At 63.2% G+C, this 21,984-nt stretch carries 11 protein-coding genes; 6 read left to right on the top strand and 5 right to left on the bottom strand.

Translation table 11 applies throughout. The annotated features are described in order from the left end of the window. Positions 1-71 precede the first annotated feature (71 nt). The 5 genes from HNQ71_RS11615 (at position 72) to HNQ71_RS11595 (ending at position 17,081) form a co-directional block, all read left to right on the top strand. Positions 72-14,759: an S-layer family protein gene (locus tag HNQ71_RS11615; protein WP_184872714.1), complete on the top strand. Its 14,688-nt coding sequence runs from the start codon at positions 72-74 to the stop codon at positions 14,757-14,759. A gap of 249 nt (positions 14,760-15,008) precedes the next feature. Then, the gene (locus tag HNQ71_RS11610; RefSeq protein WP_184872713.1) at positions 15,009-15,509 is read left to right on the top strand and encodes a phage tail protein; all 501 of its coding nucleotides are present in this window, start codon (positions 15,009-15,011) and stop codon (positions 15,507-15,509) included. Between the two features lie 12 nt (positions 15,510-15,521). Then, complete coding sequence (locus HNQ71_RS11605; RefSeq protein WP_184872712.1) at positions 15,522-16,025, top strand: phage tail protein; 504 nt, start codon at positions 15,522-15,524, stop codon at positions 16,023-16,025. Positions 16,026-16,036: 11 nt separating this feature from the next. Then, complete coding sequence (locus tag HNQ71_RS11600) at positions 16,037-16,555, top strand: phage tail protein (protein ID WP_184872711.1); 519 nt, start codon at positions 16,037-16,039, stop codon at positions 16,553-16,555. Positions 16,556-16,562: 7 nt separating this feature from the next. Continuing rightward, on the top strand, positions 16,563-17,081 hold the full coding sequence (locus tag HNQ71_RS11595; protein WP_184872710.1) for a GNAT family N-acetyltransferase: 519 nt from the start codon (positions 16,563-16,565) through the stop codon (positions 17,079-17,081). 315 nt (positions 17,082-17,396) lie between these two features. Here the strand turns inward: HNQ71_RS11595 and HNQ71_RS11590 are convergent, their stop codons facing one another. Together HNQ71_RS11590 and HNQ71_RS11585 are read right to left on the bottom strand one after the other, a co-directional pair. Further along, positions 17,397-17,975 carry a 2OG-Fe(II) oxygenase gene (locus tag HNQ71_RS11590; RefSeq protein WP_184872709.1) on the bottom strand — a complete coding sequence of 193 codons (579 nt, stop codon included), beginning with the start codon at positions 17,973-17,975 and terminating at the stop codon, positions 17,397-17,399. Positions 17,976-18,045: 70 nt separating this feature from the next. Continuing rightward, positions 18,046-18,321: a DUF6916 family protein gene (locus HNQ71_RS11585; protein WP_184872708.1), complete on the bottom strand. Its 276-nt coding sequence runs from the start codon at positions 18,319-18,321 to the stop codon at positions 18,046-18,048. 278 nt (positions 18,322-18,599) lie between these two features. Here HNQ71_RS11585 and HNQ71_RS11580 point away from each other — a divergent pair, with 278 nt between their 5' ends. After that, on the top strand, positions 18,600-19,397 hold the full coding sequence (locus tag HNQ71_RS11580; RefSeq protein ID WP_184872707.1) for a SapC family protein: 798 nt from the start codon (positions 18,600-18,602) through the stop codon (positions 19,395-19,397). A 177-nt stretch (positions 19,398-19,574) separates the two neighbouring features. Here HNQ71_RS11580 and HNQ71_RS11575 read toward each other — a convergent pair whose 3' ends face one another. Genes HNQ71_RS11575 through HNQ71_RS11565 form a run of 3 tightly spaced genes read right to left on the bottom strand, consistent with a single transcriptional unit; the run spans position 19,575 to position 21,949 of the window. Further along, complete coding sequence (locus HNQ71_RS11575; RefSeq protein ID WP_184872706.1) at positions 19,575-19,952, bottom strand: hypothetical protein; 378 nt, start codon at positions 19,950-19,952, stop codon at positions 19,575-19,577. A gap of 42 nt (positions 19,953-19,994) precedes the next feature. After that, positions 19,995-20,591, bottom strand: coding sequence for a hypothetical protein (locus HNQ71_RS11570; protein WP_184872705.1), 597 nt, complete (start codon positions 20,589-20,591; stop codon positions 19,995-19,997). A 26-nt stretch (positions 20,592-20,617) separates the two neighbouring features. Then, complete coding sequence (locus tag HNQ71_RS11565; RefSeq protein ID WP_184872704.1) at positions 20,618-21,949, bottom strand: gluzincin family metallopeptidase; 1,332 nt, start codon at positions 21,947-21,949, stop codon at positions 20,618-20,620. Between the last annotated feature and the right edge of the window lie 35 nt (positions 21,950-21,984).

Genomic DNA, 21,984 nt, shown 5'->3' with positions numbered 1-21,984 from the left:
GACTCGCTCTACAATACAATTCCAGTATGAATTCACACGCGGGACGTGCAGTCCCAAAGGACTCGCCAGGGATGGGAAAACCCGAGGATACTCGGCTGGGTGGTGAGATGGCGGCGCGTGGGGAGGATTTCCGCGTGCGCGCCGGCTATCGCCGTTCGCAAATAGCCAGACATCTGTGGAAGACGACGGCGCTGACGACGCTGGCGCTCGGTCTTTCGGGCATGACGGCCTATGCCGATCCGAACGGGTTGTGGCAGCCGCAGGTGCGCGCCATTGTCGGCGCCGACAACAATGGCGGCAACGCCGCACTCGAAGGCTTCATCCCGCTCAAGCAGACGGCCGAATCGGTGCTGTTCCTGGATGTCCGGGCCAAGCACGATTTCAAGGACGGCTTCGGCCAGGATGTCGGCCTCGGCATTCGCCGGATCGTCAATCCGGACCTGATGATCGGTGGCTATGCCTATCTCAACGTCGAGAACTTCAACAGCAACCAGTTCACTGCCGCGACGCTCGGCGCCGAGGCGATCACGCCGCATTTCGATGCGCATGTGAACGTCTATCTGCCGATCAAGGGCGACTACAACGATCACTCGGTCGACTCGACCCTGTCGATGGTCGGAAACCAGTTGCTCGAGCAGATCTCGGTGCTCGATCATCGCCAATACGCGGCGTGGGGCATCGAGGGTGAGGTCGGCGCACAGGTGCCGATCAACCTGTCCGACAAGCATTCGCTGCGGCTGGATATCGGCGGCTATCACTTCGAGGATCCGCACGGCGACGACCACAGCGTCACCGGTGCCAAGGCCGGGTTCGAGTATACGATCGGCGATGTCTTCGGCAGCAACACCTCGCTGGTGTTCGCCGGCGAGGTCCGCAACGACAATCGCGACGACACCCAGTTCGCCGGCAGCGTCCGGCTGAACATCCCGTTCAATCCCGGCCATGGCTCGGACAAAGCCGACAATGGGGCCGACAGCGGGCCGGAGCCGGTCTATCCGGTCAGCGAAGGCCTGCGCAAACGCGTCAACGAGCGCGTGCGCGGCGATATCGGCGTCAGGATCCAGTCGCAGGACGTCAACGGCGGCACGACGACGCGCCTCGCCATCAATGCCGCCACGGGCGCTGCTTTCGGCAAGTTCTTCTTCGCCGACGGCGGCAATTCGCTCGGCCTCGGCACGATTGGCGATCCGACGACGCTGGACGATGCGGTGACCAAGGCCGGCAACGGCTTCGTCGTGGCGCTTGGCGGCAGCGGCAATCTCACCACCGGCGGCGTGACGCTGACCAATGGCCAGACCGTCATCGGCGGTGGCAGCAGCGTCACCGCCCTGCTTTTCGGCGGCGGCACCAGCAGCTTCAACCTGGGCGGCAGCAACGGCACGATCCAGGGCACCAATCCGGCCAACAACGTCATTACGCTGGGCAATGGCAACACGCTGAACGGCATCACCATCACCGGCGGCGCCGATGGCATCTTCGGCAACAGCATCACCGGTGCCACGCTGACCAATGTCACGGTGACCGGGGCCGGTGGCAATGGCGCCGACTTCACGGGCACCTCGACCGGCATCAAGGGCTCGGACTTCACCGCTGAGAACAACGGCCTCGACGGCCTGCATATCGAGGGCGACGGCACCTACAATTTCACCGGCACGACGCTGCTGCAGGGCAATGGCGACGACGGGCTCGATGCCACCGGCAAGGGCACCTATACATTCGCGACGCTCAATGCGAAGGACAATGCCGACCGCGGCATAACCGTACAGGGCACCGCGACATCAGGCAGCTTCACCACCACCGGCGGCACCGTGTCCGGCAATGGCGGGACCGCTGTCTTCATCGACCCGATCACCGCGCATGTGGTGCTGGACTCGATCACTCAATCCGGCGGCACCTCGGGCGTCGTGCTCGATCAGGTCTCGGGCAGCTTCACCGTCAACGGTGCGACGACAATCTCGAACACGACCGGACCGGCGATCGCCATTTCGAATTCGCCCGCGGCGATCCGCTTCGGCGATGTCGCGATCACGGCCCCCGGCGGCGACGGCATTTCGTTTGCCGGCGTTAATGCGGCGGTGGTCGCCGGCAACATCGTCATTTCCGGCCTGGGCGTTGGCACCGGCCTCGACTTCTCCGGCAGCCGTACGAATTTCACCGCACAGTCGCTCAACATCACCGGCACCGGTGCTGCCGGCTCCATCGGCATCGATCTCTCGTCGCCGACCTCGGGCGGGGCAACGATCGCCATCACCAATGGCGGCACGATTGCCGGGGTCGACACAGGCGTGCGCTTCGGCATTGCCGGCTCGCTGGCCAATTCGGCCAATGCCGAGTTCAGCTTCGGCGGCGGCTCCATTGCCGGCATCACCGCTTCGCTCGACGCGCGCGGCCTCAACCAGACGCTCGGCCACTATGCGTTCGGCTCGACCACGTTCAACGGTCCGCAACTGTTCGACGTTCAGAACCTGATCTTCGTCGGCGCTTCCGCGACCGGCTCGGGCAACGGCTCCTCGCTTTCGGACCTTGCCTCGATCGCGACAGCCGATGCCAACACCGACGCCGATGCGATCTTCGTGCTGGTCAATCGCGGCACGGCCATCGACGATGTCGACGGCTTCTCGCTTAGCGCCGGACAGACGCTGGCCTCGTTCGGCAACGGGCGGACCTTCTCGCTCGGCGGTATCCCGGTCAACATTACCGGTGACAACATCACACACAGCGGCGTCGTCTCGGATGCAGGGGGTGCTGCGACGCTGACCGATTCCGGCAGCGGCGATGTCGTCACCCTGGCCAACAACAGCTCGCTGCTCGATTTCAACATCGCCGGCGGCAGCGCCAACGGCGTCCACGGCAGCAATATCAGCAATATCACGATCTCGGGCCTGAATGTTTCGGGCGCTGGGCTCAATGGCGTGCTGTTTGATGGCACCAACAGCGTCACCGCCAACAATCTGAACTCGAGCGGCAATACCGGCAACGGCCTGCTGATCGACGGCAACGGCCCGCCGATCGACAGCGGCGGAACCTACAATTTCACCGGCACGACGACTCTCTCGAACAATACCAATCACGGCCTGTTCGTCGTCGGCGGCGGAACCTATGGTTTCGAGACGCTCGATGCGAAGGACAATGGCGGCGACGGCGTCTTCTTCAATTCGATTGGCGCTGCAAAACTGACGATCACTGGCGGCACGATTTCGGGCAACGGCCTCACAGCCTTCCAAGTCCAAAGTCTCGGGCTTGCCAACAGTACCCAGCTCGATGTCACGCTGGACACGCTGAGCCAGTCCGGCGGACAGGGCGGAATCGGCCTGTCCCGCACCACCGGCAATTTCTCCGTTAGCGGCACGACGACGATCTCCAACACCGCGCTTGACGGTATTGCGATCTCAGCAAGCACCGCCACGGTTGATTTCGGGGGCCCCGTCACCATCACCCAGCCGGCTGGCAACGGCATCTCGCTCATCGACAATTCCGGCGCCGTCACGTTCGGCGACGTGAGCATCAGCCAGCCAGGCCTGAACGGTATCGACGTTTCGGGAATCAACGGTACGATCGGCTTCGGCACCATCGACATCACCGGCCTGCCGACCGGCCAGACCGGGCTCGACCTGTCCGGCAGCCGCTCGACCTTCACCGCCACCTCGCTCGACATCGCCGGCGCCGGCAGTTCGACCGGCATCGACCTTTCCGGCACCATCGGCGGCTCGGTGACGATCGGCACCGGCACCATTTCGGCCGGCACCGGCGTGCAGATGGGCACGCATGGCGCGGCTGGAACCACTGCCGACACGACCTTCTCGTTCGGCGGCGGATCGATCACCGGCACGACGGCTTCGCTCGACATGCGCGGCCTGAACCCCGGCAGCGGCGCCTATGCCCTCGGCGGCACGGTACTGAACGGGCCGCAGTTGTTCGACGCCGCCAATGTCATCTACGTTGGCTCTGCCAGCACCGGCCTCGGCGATGGCTCCAGCGCCAGCAATTTGATCAACGCCGCCGCCGCCGATGATCTGACCACCAGCGCCAGCACGATCTTCGTGCTGGTCAAGACTGCCGCTGTCCAGACCACCGACACCGACGCCGACGGCTTCACGCTGGCCAGCGGCCAATCGATCGTTTCCTTTGCCAATGGCGGTACCGTCACGCTGGGCGGGCCGCCCGCCAACGTCACCGGCACCCACATCGTTACCGGCGCGACGCAGGCCGATCCGTTCGGCTTCGGCGGGGCAACGCTCAACAATGCCGCCAACAGCACCATCGACCTCGCCAACGGCAACCTCGTCAAGAACCTGACGGTCAGCAGTTCCAATTTTGCGATCGACGGAACGGGCAGCAACGGCGCAACGATCGGCGGCGTGACGATCAGCAGTGCCGCGGTCGGCCTTTTGCTTGACAGCGCCACCGGCATCGTCACGGTCAACAATCTGACCATCCAGAGCGCGAGCCAAACCGGCATAGCGCTTGTCGATTCAAGCGCGACCGTCAATTTCACCGGCAACACGAAGATTGCCAACGCCACCAATGTCGCGCTGTTCGCCAACAATTTCGACGGCACAGCAACCCTCAACGATCTCGATATCACAGGCGGCGGCATAGGCGTCGCCGTCGTCACCGGCTCGAGCGGAACCTTGACCTTCGGGGCTGGGAGTTCCATCGCCAACACCGGCAGCAACGCCTTCTCCATCGCTAATTCATCGGCAAACGTCACCTATAACGGCACAATCAACCAGACCAGCGCGGCAAGCGCGGTGAAGGTGTCCTTCCTGACCGGCGGCAGCGCGACGTTCGGTGGCAAGGTCACCGCCAGCACCGGCGCAGTCAATGCGATCGACCTGACCGGCAACACCGGCAGCACGATAAACTTCACCGGCGGGCTCGACCTCACCACCGACGGCGGTTACGGCTTCAGCGCCATCAATGGCGGCACGCTGACGGTGACTGGCTCCAGCAATACCGTGGCGACCGGCGCCGGGCCGGATGAGAAGGGGATTCTCATCGGCGGTACCGGAATGACGATCGGCGCGGCCGGCGTGAACTTCGCAAGCGTCACCGTGGATGGCTCGGGCGGTATCGTTTCCAGCGGTATCGTCATAGCAAACACCAGCGGCGGCAATGTCACCTTTGGCGCCGTCGACATCAGCCGCGTCAATGGCGATGCCATCCGTCTGACCAATGTCGCCAGCGGCATCTACACGTTCAACGGCACGACGAGCATTGCGACAGTTGTTGGCAACGGCCCCGGTTTCGTGGTGCAGGGCAGCGGCGCGACCGTCAATATCGGCAACCTGGTGACGACGCTGGTTTCGGGCGCCGACGTCAGCCTGACCAACAACACCGGCACGATCGGCATCGGCGGCACCATCACCAATTCAGGCACTGGCGACGGCGTTGTCGTCTCCGGCGGCAGCGCGGCGATCACGGTTTCGGCCGTAATATCCAGTTCCGCAGGCGCACCGGGCGCGGCGGTCAAGGTCGACGGCACCACCGGCGGCTCGGTGACCTTCAGCGGCAGCGTCACGTTGACCGGCACGGGCAATCTGTTTGCCATCGGCACCACGACGGCGCCGACCAACAGTGCGATCAGCTTCACCGGTTCGGCGCTGACGGCGACCGGCGGGGGCGGGGCCGTGATTGGCGGGCTTGGCGCCGGCGCGAGCTTCAGCGCTACAACTCCGCTCTCCGTCACCAATTCAACCGGAACCGGGCTAGCCGTTTCGAATGTCGCCGGTACAGCGACGTTCGGCGCGGTCACGGCCAGCGGCAGCGCGACCGGCATCGGCCTGTCGGGCAATTCGGGCACCATCACCTTCGGCGCCACCATTGTAACCAATGTCGGGCTGAACCAGACCGGCGTCAGCGTTGCCGGCACCAATTCGGGCACGCTGTCCTTCGCCAGCCTCGGCATCGCCATGACCGGCAATGGCGCGACCGGCATCACCTTCGCCAATGCCGTGGTCAACGGCACCATCACCGCGACCGATTTCGACCTGACCAGCGCGAGTTCGACCGGTACGACGGCGGTCAACCTCACCAACACCACCGGGGCCGGCACCATCCAGCTCGGCGATCCCGGCGCGCCGGCCAACACGACCGCTTCCACCATCGGTGGGGCCGGCAATGGCCCGGGCATCGGTTTCCAGTTCAGCAACACGACCGCGGTCAACTTCATCTATGGCGACGGCGAGGGTGCCGCCGACAAGCTGTCGACGGTCAAGGCGGTCGACATCCTGAATTCGACCGGCGGCTTCCCGGCCGGCGGCACCTACAATTTCAAGGATGTCAACGGCGCCACCGGCGGCTTCATCGGCGATATCTCCGAAGCGCAGGGTTCGACGATCTATTATGTCGACCCGAACGGCACCGGCGACGGCACCGCCGACAATCCAGGCTCGATCGCCGGCGCCGAAGCGTCGGGCGCCAAGATCATTGCGCTGATCGACAGGTCGCAGAACGGAACCAGCAACCTGATCAACATGATGCTGGCGCAGCAGACTGGCGCCGGCAACAAGACGCTCGACCTCGCCGACGGCCAGATCCTGATCGGCCTCAAAGCCGGCGATTCCATCGACACCGCGCCCTATGGTGGTGTTGGCGGCACGCTCGGCGGCAACTTCAAATTCAGCAACATCAATTCGTCGAGCATCATCGATGCGCCTGATGGCGTCGACACCGTGCTGCCGACGCTGACGACGGCGAGCGGCAATACGGTAGACTTCACCGGCCGCGCCAGCATCGACAATGTCATCATCGACAACACCGGCACCGGCATAGGCGTGCACGGCACCAACGTCACCGAATTCGTGCTCAACCGGGCGACGGTCACCGGTGGCGACGGTGGCGCGCTGTCGATCGCCGACGGCGCCGCCAACAGCGAGGTCGCGCTCTCCAATCTGGTCCTCTCGGCCACCGGCGGCACCATCGCTTCGGTCGACGGCACGGCCGGCGTCGGCACCATGAAGGTCAGCGCCTTCTCCGACGTCACGCTTCTGGGCAACAAGGGCGAAGTCGGCGGCTTCTCGCTGCGCGGCCTGACATTTGACGCCAATGCAGCGTCCGCGGGTATCGACCAGGTCAATGGCGGCGCCTTCATCGCCGGCACCACGACGAACCGAGTCGGCGGTTACGGCCTTGCGCTAACCGGTGTGGCCGGCGACATCAAGTTCGCCACGACCAATGTCGCGGTCAAGACCGCGACCAACGCACTGTTCGCCGGCCCGAGCGCCGTCGGTATTGCCGCGAACGGCGCGGCGGGCAGCGGCGCCAGCATCGACCTCGGCACGGCCACTCTCAATGTCGACGGTACGGGCGCCGGCGTTGGCCTCAACAATGCCTTTTGGGCGGCGATCGACACGGGCAACCGCGTCGGCTTCTCGGGCGTGGTCACTGTCAACACCGTCAAGGCGGCCGGCCTGGTGTCCGTCCTAGGTGGTACGGTGTTCTTCGGCCAGGCCGGCAACACAGTAACGACCACCGGCCAACCGGCGATCTCCTTCGCCGGCGGCACCGTGATCGAAGACGGCTCCGGCGGTTCGGCTCGGTTCGGCGCCATCAATTCGAGCGGCGGCGGCGGCAACGGCATCCTGGTGTCCGGCATCGCCGCCTCGCCGACGCTGCTGTTCAACGGCCCGGTGACGATCGATGGCACGGCGGTCAACGCCATTCAAATCGAAAACAGCCCCGGGACATCGGTGACGTTCGCCGGCGCGGTCTCGATCACCAACGCCACCGGCGGTGGCGTCAAATGGGGGGGCACGGGCACCGACACGCTGACCTTCTCGGGCGGCCTCGCTATCCAGAACAGCTTTGGCACCGGCTTCTCCGCTGACGGCGGCAATTTGGTGCTTTCCGGCACCAACACGGTTGCCACCACTAATGGCACCGGCGTCAGCATCAGCAACGCCGGCGTCAGCGGCGGCTTCACCTCGGTCAACGCCAGCTTCGCCGCCGGTAACGGCATCAATTTGCAGAACCTGACCGGCTCGCTCAACCTCGGCACCGGCACGCTGACCAACACCGGTGCGGGCGCCGCCTTCAATGTTGGCTCGGCCACCAATGCGAGTGGCGGCAACGCTGCCATCTCCTATGCCGGCACCATCGCCAGCAACGGCAGCGGTGCGGCGGTTTCGATCCGGGAACTGACCGGCGGCTCGGTGACACTGTCGGGCAATCTGACCGACGGCAACTCCGCGGTCGGCGGCAACATCGTCGTTGCCGGCATCAACAACGGCACGGCGGCAACCGTCACCTTTTCCGGCGCCAGCAAGCAGATCCGTTCGGGCGCGACGGATGCCGTCAGCCTCGGCATCCTCGGCAGCTTCGTGTCGGGCACGCCGGCCCCCAATCCGGACGCCACGATCAACTTCACCAATGGTGGTCTCAACATCACGACGACGACCGGAGCGGGCTTCGTCGCGCTCAACAGCGGCATCATCAGCATAACCGGCGCCAACAACACGATCGCCGGTGGCGACGGGCTGCTGGTGGCTGCTACCAACGTCGGCGCTGGCGGCATCGCCTTCGACAGCATTTCCTCGGTAGCCACTGCTCCCGGCGGCGGCGTGGTGCTGAACAACGTCGACCTCGCCGGCAATGTGAACATTGGCGGCCTGACCAATACGGGTGCGATCGGCGTTTCGATGTTCGGCGTGACGACCAGTTCCGGGAAGTCCGTCAACTTCACCGGAACGACCAACATCGACGTCGACACTTCCGGCTTCCAGTTCGGTGGCCAGGTTGCAACGGTGAACATCGCCAATGTCGCCGGGTCCAGCCTGACCATCGACGGCGGCACGCGCGGCATTGATTTCAACGGCGTGATGGGCGGCACCGTCAACATCGGCGGCAATGGCGGCAGCGCCAGTATCGGCGCGACGACAAGCACCAGCGACTTTGCCATCGCGGTCGGCGGCAATACCGGCGGCACGCTGAACTACAACGGCTCGGTCAAGGTCAATGCGGGCAGCGTGGTGAGTGCCGGCGGCGGCGACCTCGCCATCCTCAACCTCAGCGGTTCGGTGCTTTCGACGACAGCGTCGACCGCCTTCGTCTTCAGCGGCAACGCCGACGGCGCGTACACTATTTCGAGCACCATCAATCACACAGGTGGCACCGGCGTCCTGGTCGACGGCTCCTCGGAAGGAACGATCACCTTCTCCGGCGCGACGAAGACCTTCAGCACCGGCGCCAACGACGCGGTCGTCAAGCAACCCAGCATCGGCCCCGGACAGGGCACGGCAACGCTGGCCTTCACCGGTGGCGGCCTCGGCATCACCACCACCAGCGGCGCCGGCTTCACCGCCAGCACCTTCGGTGCCGGCACGGTCAGCGTCACCGGCGCTGGTAACACGATCAGCACCCAGACCGGCACCGCGCTCAAGCTCGACAGCGCGACGGTCGGCGCGGGCAGCCTCAACTTCAGCTCCGTCTCCGCCAATGGCGCTGCCACCGGCGTTTCGCTCAACAATGTCGGCGGCGGCGGCATCATTCTCGGCACGGTCAACCTGCAAGGCATCACCTCGCGTGGCTTCGATGTCGCGGGCACGCTCGGCTCGGCGTTGAGCATCACTAGCCTCAACATCGGGCTCGGTGGTACGAACGCCATCGGCCTCGATCTCAACGGCGCGGTCATCAGCACCGGCATCAACGCCGGTGATTTCGACGTCAACGGCGGTGGCTTTGCCGGCACGCTCGGCATCGACATGGCCGGAACCACGAGCGCCGCCGCCATCCAGCTCGGCGACACGGTCAATCCCGGCGGCGCCCAGACGTCGACCATCACCAATGTCGCGCAGGGCATCCAGTTCTCCAGCACGACCAATGCAACGCTGGTGTTCGGTGACGGCGCGGGACCGGCCGAATCGCTGATCTCGACCACCGGCGGCCAGGTCATCCACGCCACCGACACTTTGCCGCTGAGCGGCAATTACGATTTCGACGACGTCACGTTCGTCGGCGACATCTCGAACCTGTCAGCGATCAGCGTCTACTACATCGACGCCGCCGGCGAGATTTCGGGCATCGGTGACGGCAGCTTCCTCAATCCGGGCAGCGTCGCCCAGGCGGAGGCTTCCACCGCCAATGTCTTCGTGCTGATCGACAAGACCGTCGACACGAACCAGCCGACCATCAACATCGGCAACAGCTCGCTCGACCTCAAGGACGGGCAAGCCGTGATCTCGTTCATGTCCGGCGATGCGGACATCGACGTCGGGCCGCTCGGCGTCGGTGGCGGCCTTGGCGCGCCGTCCTCCTTCCACTTCACCACCATCCAGGCTTCGACGGTCGTCACGAACCCCGGCGGCCTCGACAATTCACACCCGATCCTGGCCAGCAGCGGCGCGGCCGCGACGATCAACCTGCCAATCAGCGGCACCGGCGTCATCACCGCCGGCGTCCAGAACGTCACGGCCCTCAACAGCGGCAGCGGCGCCGGCATTTTCGTCAATGCCACGCTTGCCTCCAATTTCGTGATCCGGAACAGCATCATAACCGCCGGCGGCAATGCACTCGACTTCTCGACGAGCGGTGCGGCGACAGCCGACAAGCTCCTGCTCTCGATCGACGGCAACACGCTCAGGTCGACCGCATCCGGGCTGGCGGCGTCCTTCGTCGGTCAGAACATCAACGCGACGGACAATTCGATCGCGATCCGGTCCTTTGCCGGCAACAGAGTGACCGGTGGCGCCGGTAGCGGCGGCATCGTGTTCAACAATGTCCGCTTCGATTCCAACGGCGCGGGCGGCACCGTCAGCGCCGGCACGCTCGGCATGGGCACTCCCGGCACGCGGATCCAGGGCAACGGCCTCAGCTTCATCAACACCAGCGGCACCTTCGACCTGGGCACGCTCAGCCTCGCCAACACTGGCGGCACAGGTGTGATCGCCAATACCAAGACCACTACCTTCACGCTGAACAGCAGCGCCGGCGTGGTCACCACCAACAGCGGCGCGGCCTTCGATCTCGATCCGCTGACCGTCAACATGACGTTGACCAGCGTGAATGCCAACAGCAGCACCAGCGGCATCATCTTCGACGGCGTTGCTGGTACCTTCACCGTCACCGGCGCGACAAGCATTTCCAACACGACGGGCTTCGGCATCGACGCCATCAACACCAACACCGGCACCTTCAATTTCAACACGGTGACGATCAACAACACGGCGACAACCGGCGGCGGCATCCATGTCGCGACGGGCACGCTCAACGTCACCGGCCTCGCCAACATCGACACGACCAGCGGCATCGGTCTCTCGCAGGGCGGCGGCACGACCAGCTTCACCGGCGGCCTGACCATCGACACCACCTCCGGCACCGGCATTCTCGGAACCGGCGGCACGATCGGCATCACCGCTTCCGCGGCCGCCGAGACCGTGAACGCCACCAGTGGCCAGGCGATCAACCTCTCCGGGGTCGTTGCTGCCATCGCGCTGGACTCGACCTCGTCGGCCGGCGGCGTCAACAATGTCAGCCTGACCAGTGTCGGCGGCACCGTCGGCCTCGGCTCCGGCACGCTGAGCGGTGCTTCGGGCGCTTCGTTCAATGTCGTCGGCGGCACGGCCGCTGTCACTTATGGCGGCAACATCACCCAGGCGAACAATGCCGCCCTGGTCAGCGTTTCGGCCGGACACACCGGCACGCTGACTTTCAACACCGGCACGCTTTCGGCGACCAACGGCACCGGCCTGCAGTTCGCCAATGCGGACGGCACCTACAATTTCAACGGCACCACCACGCTCAATGGCGGGGATGCCGGCGTCGATATCACGACCGGGTCGAGCGGCACCTTCAGCTTCGGCACTGGCACTTCGATCACCAGCCCGACCGGCACGGCGTTCAATGTCGACACTAGCTCGGCGAGCGTCACCTACAACGGCAACATCACCCAGGCCAACAATGCCGCGCTGGTCGCGGTCACGGGCCACACCACCGGAACAATCACCTTCCAGACCGGCACGCTGTCGGCGACCAACGGCACCGGCCTGCAGTTCAACAATGCCGACGGCACCTATCTGTTCAATGGCACGACGACGCTGAATGGCGGCGATGCCGGCGTCGACATCCTCAATGGCTCGGGCGGCACGTTCAGCTTCTCCAGCGGTACTTCGATCACCAATCCGAGCGGTGTCGGTTTCCTTGTCGCCGGCGGTACGTCAACCGTCACCTTCAACGGCACGATCAGCAAGACTGCCGCGGCAGGCAAGATCGTCGATATCTCCGGCGTCACCGCCGGCACCATCACGCTAGCCGGCAATCTCACCGCCACGGGCGGCTTCGACAACGGCATCTTTGTCCATGGCAACACCGGCGGCACTTTCAATTTCAGCGGCGGCACCAAGACGCTGACCACCGGCGTCAATACGGCGGTCGACCTGGCGACGAACGCTGGCGCGACGATCAACTTCACCAATGGCGGGCTGGCGATCAACACGACCTCCGGCACAGGGTTCAATGCCACGGGCGGTGGTACGGTCTCGGTGACCGGCGCCGGCAATTCCATCACGACGACGAGCGGCATCGCCGTCAATCTCGACACGGTCATCGTCGCCGCCGCGGGCGTGAATTTCGCCACGACCACCAAGGGCGCGGGCGGCGGCAGCGCCGTCATCATGGATACGGTCACTGGCACCGGCACGGTCAGCCTCGGCGGCGGATCGCTGGTCGGCGGCAATGCTGCCGTGATCCGCATCGGCGACGGCGCCGGCGGCGCCAACACCGGCGGTACCGCGGGTCTCACCTATGCGGGCACCATCACCAGCGGTACCGGGCGGGGCATCGACATCCAGGACCGGGCGCTGACCGCGCAGAACATCACCCTGACGGGCAACATCAGCCACAGCGTGGCAGGCCAAACCGGCATCTTCCTCGACGGCAACGCCGCCGGCACCATCACCTTCTCCGGCGCGTCGAAGTCGATCGGCTCGGGGACGGCGGCCGGCGTCAGCCTGACCAACGACACCGGCGCGATCATCGATTTCACCGGCGGTGGCCTGGCCATCAACAGCACCAGCGGCATCGGCTTCAACGCCACCGGCGGCGGGACGGTGACGGTGCAGGGCACCGGCAACACCATCGCGTCCACCACCGGCACGGCACTCAACGTCGCCAACACGACGATCGGCGCCTCGGGTCTGACGTTCAGGAGCATTTCGGCCAACGGCGCCGTCAACGGCATCGTGCTCAACAACACCGGCGCTAACGGGCTGACCGTGACCGGCGATGGCGCCACATCAGGCGGCTTCCTCGTGCTCAATGGCGCCGGCGGCACGATCCAGAACACCACCGGAGACAGTGTGGTGCTGACCAACGCGTCAAACGTCAATCTGCGCCAGATGAACATCACCAATGCCGGCCTGGACGGTGTGCAGAGCATCGGCGGCGGCAACATCAAACTGTCGGCCGTCAACATCACCAATCCCGGCGCGTCCAATCCGGCGTCCGATGGATCGAGCGGCAATCCGGCAGGCTTTGGCGGCGGCAATGGTTGGTTCGCCCAGAACATCACCGGCGTCAACGCCTTCGACAACAACTCGAAAGTTTCCGGCTGGCAGTCGTCGCAGTCGAACGGCGTCCTTCTCTTCAACACCAACACGAATTTCACCTCGTTCACGGTCGACCATGCGCTGTTCACGACTTCTGCGACCGGTGCGGACGGCTTCCTCGCCAACCTGTTCGGGTCGACTTCCGGCACGGTGAACGTGACCAGCAGCGAATTCACCCTGATCGATCAGGACGGCGTGCAGATCAGCAACCAGGGTTCCGGCACCGTCAACGCCATCGTGCAGAAGAACAATTTCCACGACGCGGACAATACAAGCGGCGACGGCAACAACACGCTTTATCTGTCCAACTCGGCCAACGGCATTCTCAACTTCACCATCGGCGGACCGACCGCGGCCGACGGCAACACCTTCCACAATCTGGCGAGGTTGACGACCCTGGCCGGCGTGGTTCAGGTGGACGCGGCCGGTGGCAGCGCCGCGACACCCGATGGCGGGCAGATCAACGGCTCCATCCGCAACAACACCATCAGCAACGACGCTGGCTTCGTGAACGGCCGCCGCGCCATCGACGTCCAGGTCGAGGCAGACTCACACGATCTCGGAAAGCTCGCCGTCGCGATTTCCGACAACACGATCAACAACGTTTCCAAGCAAGGCGTTCACATCTCGGTTGTCTCGGTCGGCGGCGGCAGCGTGAACGATGCCAACTGGACCATACAGAACAACCACATCGGCGACACGTCGCCGGTCGGCACCGAGGGGAACGTCGACAGCGGCTCGGCCATCGAGTTCGAAACGAATTTCGATACGTTTACGAGCGGTGCCGACATGGTCAACAATCTGCTGATCCAGGGCAACATCGCCGTCAACAACGCCAACAACGCCACCGGCGCAACACTGGATATCACCAACATAGGCGGCACGGTGGCGTCGGGGACGACGGCGGTCTTGAACGCCACGATCCTCAACAATGTGTTTACCAACAACAGCACAACCGGCGGCCATGTTCTGGATGTCCTGAACAGCAGCGCCGGCGACGGCGAAACGCTCAACCTGAACATTTCCGGCAACAACACGACGTTGGGCGCATCGACGCTCGGAGAAATCCGGCTGCGGCAGCTGAACGGCACGTTCAACATCCAGGGCGGCATCGGTGCCGTCAGCGGAAACAACAGCGGGGATACGGTCTCGCAAACCGGTTCGTTCGGAACCGTCGGTTCCGTCACGCTGCCGAGTTTGCCGACCGGTGGTTTCTGAGGGGAGTTCGCCTCAATCGCGCCGGCTGTCCCGAGGACCGAATCGGGAGGCCAGCGCACCGTCACGATAGGAGCGTTGGCCATTAGGTCATTGGCAGCGCTGTTGTTTTGTGCTGCGCGGCACCCATGGTTGTTTGCCGACGAAATTTAATAAAAGCCAAGTCAAATAATTTCTTTTATTTGCACCTTGCATGACGTTGCGTAAATTAGCACTATCTGTGTAGTATGGACCAAATGTGAGGGAGCGGCGATGTCGGAACCATTTCTTTCCGAAATCAGAATCATGTCTTTTGTGTTCGCGCCCAAGGGCTGGGCGCTTTGCAATGGGCAGCTGCTGCCCATCAACCAGAACCAGGCGCTGTTTTCGCTGCTGGGGACGACTTTCGGCGGCGACGGCCGCGTGAATTTCGCGCTGCCCAACTATCAGGGACGTACGCCGATCCACGTCGGCAGCGGTCACACGCTCGGCGAGCGCGGCGGCGAGCCGGCCCATACGCTATCGATCTCGGAATTGCCCACGCACACGCACATGATCAATGCCAATAGCAACCCCGGAGGGGTCGCCAATCCGAATGGCGCGATTCTCACCAAAGCTCCTGCCAACACCTACGGCACAGCCACTCAGCTGGTGGCCATGGCGCCGGCTTCGGTCTCGAATACCGGCGGCAGCCAGGCGCATGTCAACATGCAGCCGTTTTTGACGCTGAGCTTCTGCATTGCCCTGCAGGGCATCTTTCCGTCGCCGAATTGAGGGAGCGCAACCATGGGACAACCCTACATTGGCGAAATTCGTATATTTGCCGGCAATTTCGCACCGGCAGGCTGGATGTTCTGCAGCGGCCAGCTTCTGCCGATCTCGGAATACGAGACGCTGTTCAACCTGATCGGGACGACCTATGGCGGCGATGGCCAGAGCACGTTCGCACTGCCGGATTTGCAAGGCCGCCTTCCGATCCATCAGGGCAACGGCTTCATCCTGGCCGAGACCGGCGGCGCCGAAACGGTTACGCTGACGGTCGCCCAGATTCCGGCGCATTTGCATCCGCCGTTGGGGTCCACGGCGACGGCCACGTCGCAGCTGCCGACCAGTTCGGTGTTGGCCAACACGCAGGCTCAGACCTACTACAATCTGGCTGACAACGCGTCACCCATGGCGGCCAATGCCATATCGAGCACGGGCGGCAGCCAGCCGCATGACAATTTCCAACCCTACCTTTGTGTCAATTTCATCATCTCGCTGTTCGGGATCTTCCCCTCGCAGACTTAAAGAGGTCCGTCATGGCCAACCCGTTCGTCGCCGAAATCCGCATCTTTCCGTTCAATTTCGCGCCCAATGGCTGGGCGTGGTGCGACGGGCAATTGCTGCCGTTGTCGCAGAACACCGCCTTGTTCTCACTGCTCGGTACCACCTATGGCGGCAACGGCAAGAGCAATTTTGCCTTGCCGAACCTCCAGGGCAACGCGCCGATGCATCCGGGGCAGGGCCCCGGCCTGTCGTTGCATGACCTCGGTGAAACTGGCGGTTCCGAGACCGTGACGCTGCTTGAAAGCGAGATGCCCTCTCATGCGCATACCATGCTGGGCGCTGAAGACGATGGCTCCTTCAAGACGCCCCAAGGCAACTTCGTGGCGGCGGGCAACCAGATGTACCTGGGCTCAAACCCAGCCGTTAATGCCCAACTGGCGCCGGAAGCGCTCGCGCCTGCCGGTGGCGGCCAGCCGCACAACAATATGCAACCCTATCTCACCTGCTATTTCTGCATCGCGCTGCAGGGCGTGTTCCCGTCGCGCCCCTGATTTTGCGATGAACGACTTTCGCGTGGCGGTTTCGGCCGGTTGGGCGCGGGCGGCTGGCGCCGGGCTGACGTTTCGTCCAGTGACGGATGCCGATCTGCCGTTCCTGGCACGGGTCTATGCTTCGACCCGCGCCGAGGAACTGGCCGTAACGTCCTGGACCGAGGCGCAGAAGACCGCCTTTCTCGACATGCAGTTTTGGGCGCAGCACACACATTACCGGCAGCATTATTCGCAAGCCGACTGGCTGGTGGTGATGTCTGGAGCAGACGACATCGGCCGCCTCTATGTCGAGCGTTGGCAGAGCCAGTATTGCATCATCGACATCTCCTTGCTTCCGCCGCATCGCGGCAAGGGGTTCGGTGCGGCACTGCTCAGCGACCTCATCGACGAGGCAAGTGCCGCCGGCAAGGCGGTGTCGATCCATGTCGAGAAGAACAATCCGGCCAGGCGGCTCTACACGCGGCTGGGATTCGTCGTCACCGAGGACAAGGGCGTCTATGACCTGATGGTGTGTCCACCGCGTTAGCCAAAGCGCGTCGCTTGAAACCTCGTGCAAACGCGTTGAACAAGGGATCGTTGGTCCGCGCTGCCCCTCATTGCCCTGCGGGGCATTTCTCCCCGTATAGGGACGGGGAGAAAGAGGCCGATCGCAACGCTGGCACCTTTTCTGCAGCGCTGACAATTGGCGAAACCATCGATGACAGCTCCCCCCTCTCCCCGTCACTATACGGGGAGAGGGTGCCGGCAGGCAGGTGAGGGCGGCGCCTACGCCTGAAGCGTGTCCTGAGTTCGGTTCAACGCGACGTGCATTCGAGCGGCCGTGCCGCCGGCGCGCCGATCGTCACGCTCCGCGATACCACGACACGATGGTGAAACGCTCATTGCGCGTGACCGGGGTGACCTCGTGCGTCGTTTCGGAACGAAACGCCACGAGGGAGCCCGGCACTGCCGGCATGGAGACGCGCAGGTCCGGACCGCTGTAGGGACCATGCAGGACCAGCGAGCCGCCCGCATAGTTTGCCGGCGAAGGATCGTCCATCTGACGGTTGAGAAAGATCACCGCCGAGATCCTTCTGAACCGCGATTCGTCGTGAATGAGCGGCGTGTTGCCGTCCTGGTGCGGCACGAAGAAATCGCCTTCGCGATAGTGAAGAAACTGAGGTTTTTCAGCATTGCCGAGCGCGAGGCCGAAATGCCGTTCCAGGGCCGCCTTCTGCCGCGCCAACAGGTCGTTCACCATCCCTTCGGTGGCCAGTGAGACCTCGGCGCGCGTGGTCCGGCGGACTTCCGGCCATGCCGGCTTCTGGTCGTCACGCCCCAACAGGCCGGCCGGACGGCCGCTGGCCGCCCGGATTTCCGCGCACAGCGCGCTGCATGCCGCCTCGTCGAGCACGCCCGCGATCTCGATGTAGTCGATCATCTGTTCAGCTGTCCCCTTTCGGAGTGCCCTGATCGTCGCCCCGACCGGCCAGATCGCCGAAAATCAAAAATCAGTTGAAGACAGCCTCATAGACATAGCCGGTCGCGTCGACCGAAACCGGGACGATGAAGATGTCGTCGGTGATGGCATCGCTGGTGAGGTGGTAGATGGCCTGCGGCAGCGCTATCTCGCGCGGGCCCTTGAACAAAAGCGTGAAGCCGCCGCCGGTGCGCGGGCTGGAAGCAATCTGGCGGACCGCGGTCAGTTCGAGGGAAACCGTCCTGTCGCCAATTGCAACAGAGAAAACCGACCCGACCGCCTGTTCGAAATCCGATGCCGACGCCATGCAATTCGCCTCACTCTGTCCGCTGCCGGCGGCACTGTCGCCGTTTCGCCGCAAGCTGTCCAGAGGTCCCAACCGCTGCCGGCCTTGGGCCAAGTCAATTCGTCGGCACAAACACCAAAATACAGCACTGCCTGTCCTTTTATGCGCGCAAGAGACGCTGTAGTACTTTGTTCCTGCGCGGGATTGTTTCCGGAACAAGGTCAGCGCAACAAGAGCAGATTCCGGCTTTCGGGGTCTGATGGTCGCGGCCTGATCGGCCTGCGGAAAAGGGACGGACGATGGCGGATGCAAAGACGGACGTGGCAAGCGATACGATGCCGTTGTTCTATTCGGCGCCGGAGGCGCTCAACCCGGTGCGGCACGGCTCGCTCGGCCTGACGGCGCGCAGCGACTTCGGCTTCGCCCGCTCGGCGCACGCCATTCCGGTGGTGGCCTCGGAAATGCCGGCGGCGATGCGCTCCTACCCGATCGTCTTCATCGGCCCGGCCAAGGCGCCGGTGATCATCACCGGCGTGCGCCAGGACGAGAACCTGTTCGTCGATGCAGACGGCAAGTGGACCGGGCCGCACTACATCCCGGCCTATGTCCGCCGCTATCCCTTCATCCTGGCCGAGGACCCGAAGCAACCCGGCCGGCTGACGCTGTGCGTCGACCGGGCAAGCGACCGCGTCGTCGACCAGTTGCTGGCGCCGTTCCGCGATGAAAAGATCCTGCCGTTCTTCAAGGGCACCGGGGGCACCGAGCCGACCGAAGCGACGAGGCAGGCGCTCGCCTTCTGCAACCAGTTCCAGCTCGATTTCAACGCCACCCGCGCGATGATCGAAAGGATCGATGCGCACGGCCTGTTCGCGCCGCGCCAGAGCAAGGTGACGCTCGAGGGCGGCGAGGTGCTCAACCTCACCGACTTCCAGGTGATCGATGAGCCGGCTTTCAACAAGCTGAGCGACGAGGCGTTTCTCGACCTGCGCAAATCAGGCGCGCTCGGCCTGCTCTATTGCCACCTCGCATCGACCAACAGCTGGACGTCGCTGGTCCACCAGGCGTCGCTGCGCAAGGCGGGCGGGCAGCCTGGCTGACTCTCGCTGGCCCTCGAGTTCGTCCGTAACAAGGAGGCGATATGAAAGACTTGGGGAAGCAGCTGCGGAAGCCGCATAATCAAAGCAGATGCTCGACCCGCAAAATCATGGACCCTGGCAAGATTTTGCTGGGCTGAGCACAGATCCGCTGATACCGATGTGACTTGTGATTTTGCGCTAATCACAGTATTTTCTCTTTGAAGAGACCAAATTTAGGGCAACAGTGATCGTTCCATCCCCAGAATCACTTATGAGGGTCTCCCCGAAGGATTTATTCTCGATCTTAACATAGTATTCTCCGGTTAAAGCGGTGGATCCTGCTTTAACCCTGAAGTTGATTGTTGTCGTATCTTCGATAGTTACATCATCTTCGTATACCACGAGATATTCCGCAATGTCTGAAGCGTCAGCATGAATAAAGTCAATTGCGAGGTATTCTGTGTCGTTAAACCAACCACGGTCTGGGCCCACCGTTACACTGACCATAACCGGATCTCCGCCTCTTACAGCAGCCCCTTCGGGTGTATCGACACGTACTATATCTACTCTTGCCATAGCCCATCTCCCTTCGGCATCCTCAATCAACGATCGGAAACGCTAGTCGAAATCGCCGCGCCCGTTGCGGTTCATGGCACCACCGGAGCGTCCCATCGCACCGCCAGACCTGCCCATGGCGCCGCCAGATCGCCCCATCGCACCGCCGGATCTGCCCATTGCTCCACCCGATCGACCAAACGAACGCGGGTCCAGCTCCGCACTCAACAGGACATCCTCGAGCGTTCCGGTGTCGAGTTCCAGACGCATTGTCAGGTCGCTCTTGTCGTAGACCCAGACCTGCATTCCGCGTGCAAACGAGCCTATCTGCGATGACAGTCCGGTATAGGCAGGGTCGCTTGGACCGCGGCTCATGACCTTGAGATCGGTGTCCTCCGGGGCTGGATAATCAACGACCGTGCCAGGCCCATGGACAAGAAGTATGGTCGGTCGGGCCAACTCGTAGAACTGCGCCTCGAAGGTGAACGCATAGATCCTTGCCAGCAGGCTACCGGAGGCGTCGATCTGGTTTTGCAGGAATCTGTTGTTGCCAACCCTTGGAGGCCGTCCCCCATCGGCCCTCTTCTTGAGCTTGAGATCTTCAAGAACTCTACCGAACAAATGTATGGCTGAGGTATTTAGAATGGTTTCAGTTATCATGGATCACCCCATCTTCTGCATGTCGATCAAAGATCGGCGCCACTTCTGGACATCCAATATTTCTCGAAATAGCTCATGTCCGGCAGACGCGCCTGGTCCCGTGGACGAACGATTCGACCCTCATGGACATGGCTCTTTCGGCCCGACTTTGTCAGGCGAGGCCCGGCACGGTAGCGAAAAATCCCTCTCCGGTCGAAGTCCCGGAAGATGATGCTTGATAGTTCTCCTCCGGTCACACTGTCGTCGACCGCGAGCATCGTTCTCGCTACGTCACCGTAGTCCAGGAAATCCGGGGCGAGAGCCCACAGCGTCTCGGCGAGATAGGTACCCACGATATCCCGCGCGTCGAGCAGCGCTTCGACGAAACCTTCTGGATTGCGGGCGAAATCGCGGTCAAAGACTTCCTGGACCGGCAGCTCGGCAGCTGGGTCGATCTCGGCGAGGTCGGCAAGATCTTCGGCCTCCGGCGAGATCAGTCCTCGCGCCACCAAGCTCTCGTGAAAGACATCGACCAGAATGTCGAAGACGGCGCCCGTGAGAGGTTGCGACAGTGCATGCTCGTCGGTCCAGCCGTCCGCAAAGTCGGCCATCGTCAGTTTGTTGTTGGCCTCGCGTATCTGGCGGTGCGGCGAGAATTCCGAGAAGCGAGAGAGTTGGTTGGCGATGTAGAGATTCCCGCGTGTCTCCGTCAGAACATTTTCGATCACGGAGGGAAAATGCATGGCCGCAATCAACGAAACGCAGTCGGAAAAGGCCTCCTGAAAGCCCAGATATTCGGGGAACTCAGCTCCCGGGTCAGGTATGCCGAGGACGCTGTAGACAAACGCATGGCCAACCTCGTGCGCGATGATATCGAAGTCGAGGCTGAAGGGGAGCGCACGTCCGTCTTGCACGAATTGGCTGCCGAGCTCGAGGAAGCCATAGCCGTATTGGGCGTTATCCCAACCCGGCAGGATCGAGATTTCCAGACGGTCGTAGTGATCGCGGAAATGCCAGATGAGCGGTTGGCCGATGTAACGCTCCCAAACGTCGAGCGTGAAGCGCACGCAACCGAACGCGTGCGCTGCTTCGAAGCCGGGCGTGAAGGGCTGATAGTGATCGAAATTGCCCTCTTCGTCGGGAACGGCCGGATCGAGGATCGCTCGCGTCCAGGGCGGCAGGGAGATGACGGGCGTGCCCAGCGGGCCGTGGTTGACGCCATAGGGCCGCGTCTTGTCGACCGGCTCGACGACATACATAAGATCGTCGGACGGGCCAGGTCCGACGCTGCCTCGCGGGGAAGAAACCGTAATGATCTCAGGGCTTGACGTAGGGTCTTCGAACGGAGGCTGAACGAACAACCTGAACCGGGTACCCATTCCCCACCTCTCGGTTATATTAGTAACGTAACATA

This window comes from Mesorhizobium sangaii (assembly GCF_014207355.1).
Classification (GTDB): domain Bacteria; phylum Pseudomonadota; class Alphaproteobacteria; order Rhizobiales; family Rhizobiaceae; genus Mesorhizobium; species Mesorhizobium sangaii.
The sequence above is the reverse complement of the archived record's forward strand: the minus strand, read 5'-3'. Positions and strand labels throughout refer to the sequence as shown.

What these genes read in the sequence shown, in the direction of transcription:
- HNQ71_RS11565 (WP_184872704.1), bottom strand. Translation starts at nt 21,949, where the DNA reads ATGGGTACCCGGTTCAGGTTGTTCGTTCAGCCTCCGTTCGAAGACCCT.
- HNQ71_RS11580 (WP_184872707.1), top strand. Translation starts at nt 18,600, where the DNA reads ATGGCGGATGCAAAGACGGACGTGGCAAGCGATACGATGCCGTTGTTC.
- HNQ71_RS11575 (WP_184872706.1), bottom strand. Translation starts at nt 19,952, where the DNA reads ATGGCAAGAGTAGATATAGTACGTGTCGATACACCCGAAGGGGCTGCT.
- HNQ71_RS11595 (WP_184872710.1), top strand. Translation starts at nt 16,563, where the DNA reads ATGAACGACTTTCGCGTGGCGGTTTCGGCCGGTTGGGCGCGGGCGGCT.
- HNQ71_RS11600 (WP_184872711.1), top strand. Translation starts at nt 16,037, where the DNA reads ATGGCCAACCCGTTCGTCGCCGAAATCCGCATCTTTCCGTTCAATTTC.
- HNQ71_RS11590 (WP_184872709.1), bottom strand. Translation starts at nt 17,975, where the DNA reads ATGATCGACTACATCGAGATCGCGGGCGTGCTCGACGAGGCGGCATGC.
- HNQ71_RS11605 (WP_184872712.1), top strand. Translation starts at nt 15,522, where the DNA reads ATGGGACAACCCTACATTGGCGAAATTCGTATATTTGCCGGCAATTTC.
- HNQ71_RS11570 (WP_184872705.1), bottom strand. Translation starts at nt 20,591, where the DNA reads ATGATAACTGAAACCATTCTAAATACCTCAGCCATACATTTGTTCGGT.
- HNQ71_RS11610 (WP_184872713.1), top strand. Translation starts at nt 15,009, where the DNA reads ATGTCGGAACCATTTCTTTCCGAAATCAGAATCATGTCTTTTGTGTTC.
- HNQ71_RS11615 (WP_184872714.1), top strand. Translation starts at nt 72, where the DNA reads ATGGGAAAACCCGAGGATACTCGGCTGGGTGGTGAGATGGCGGCGCGT.
- HNQ71_RS11585 (WP_184872708.1), bottom strand. Translation starts at nt 18,321, where the DNA reads ATGGCGTCGGCATCGGATTTCGAACAGGCGGTCGGGTCGGTTTTCTCT.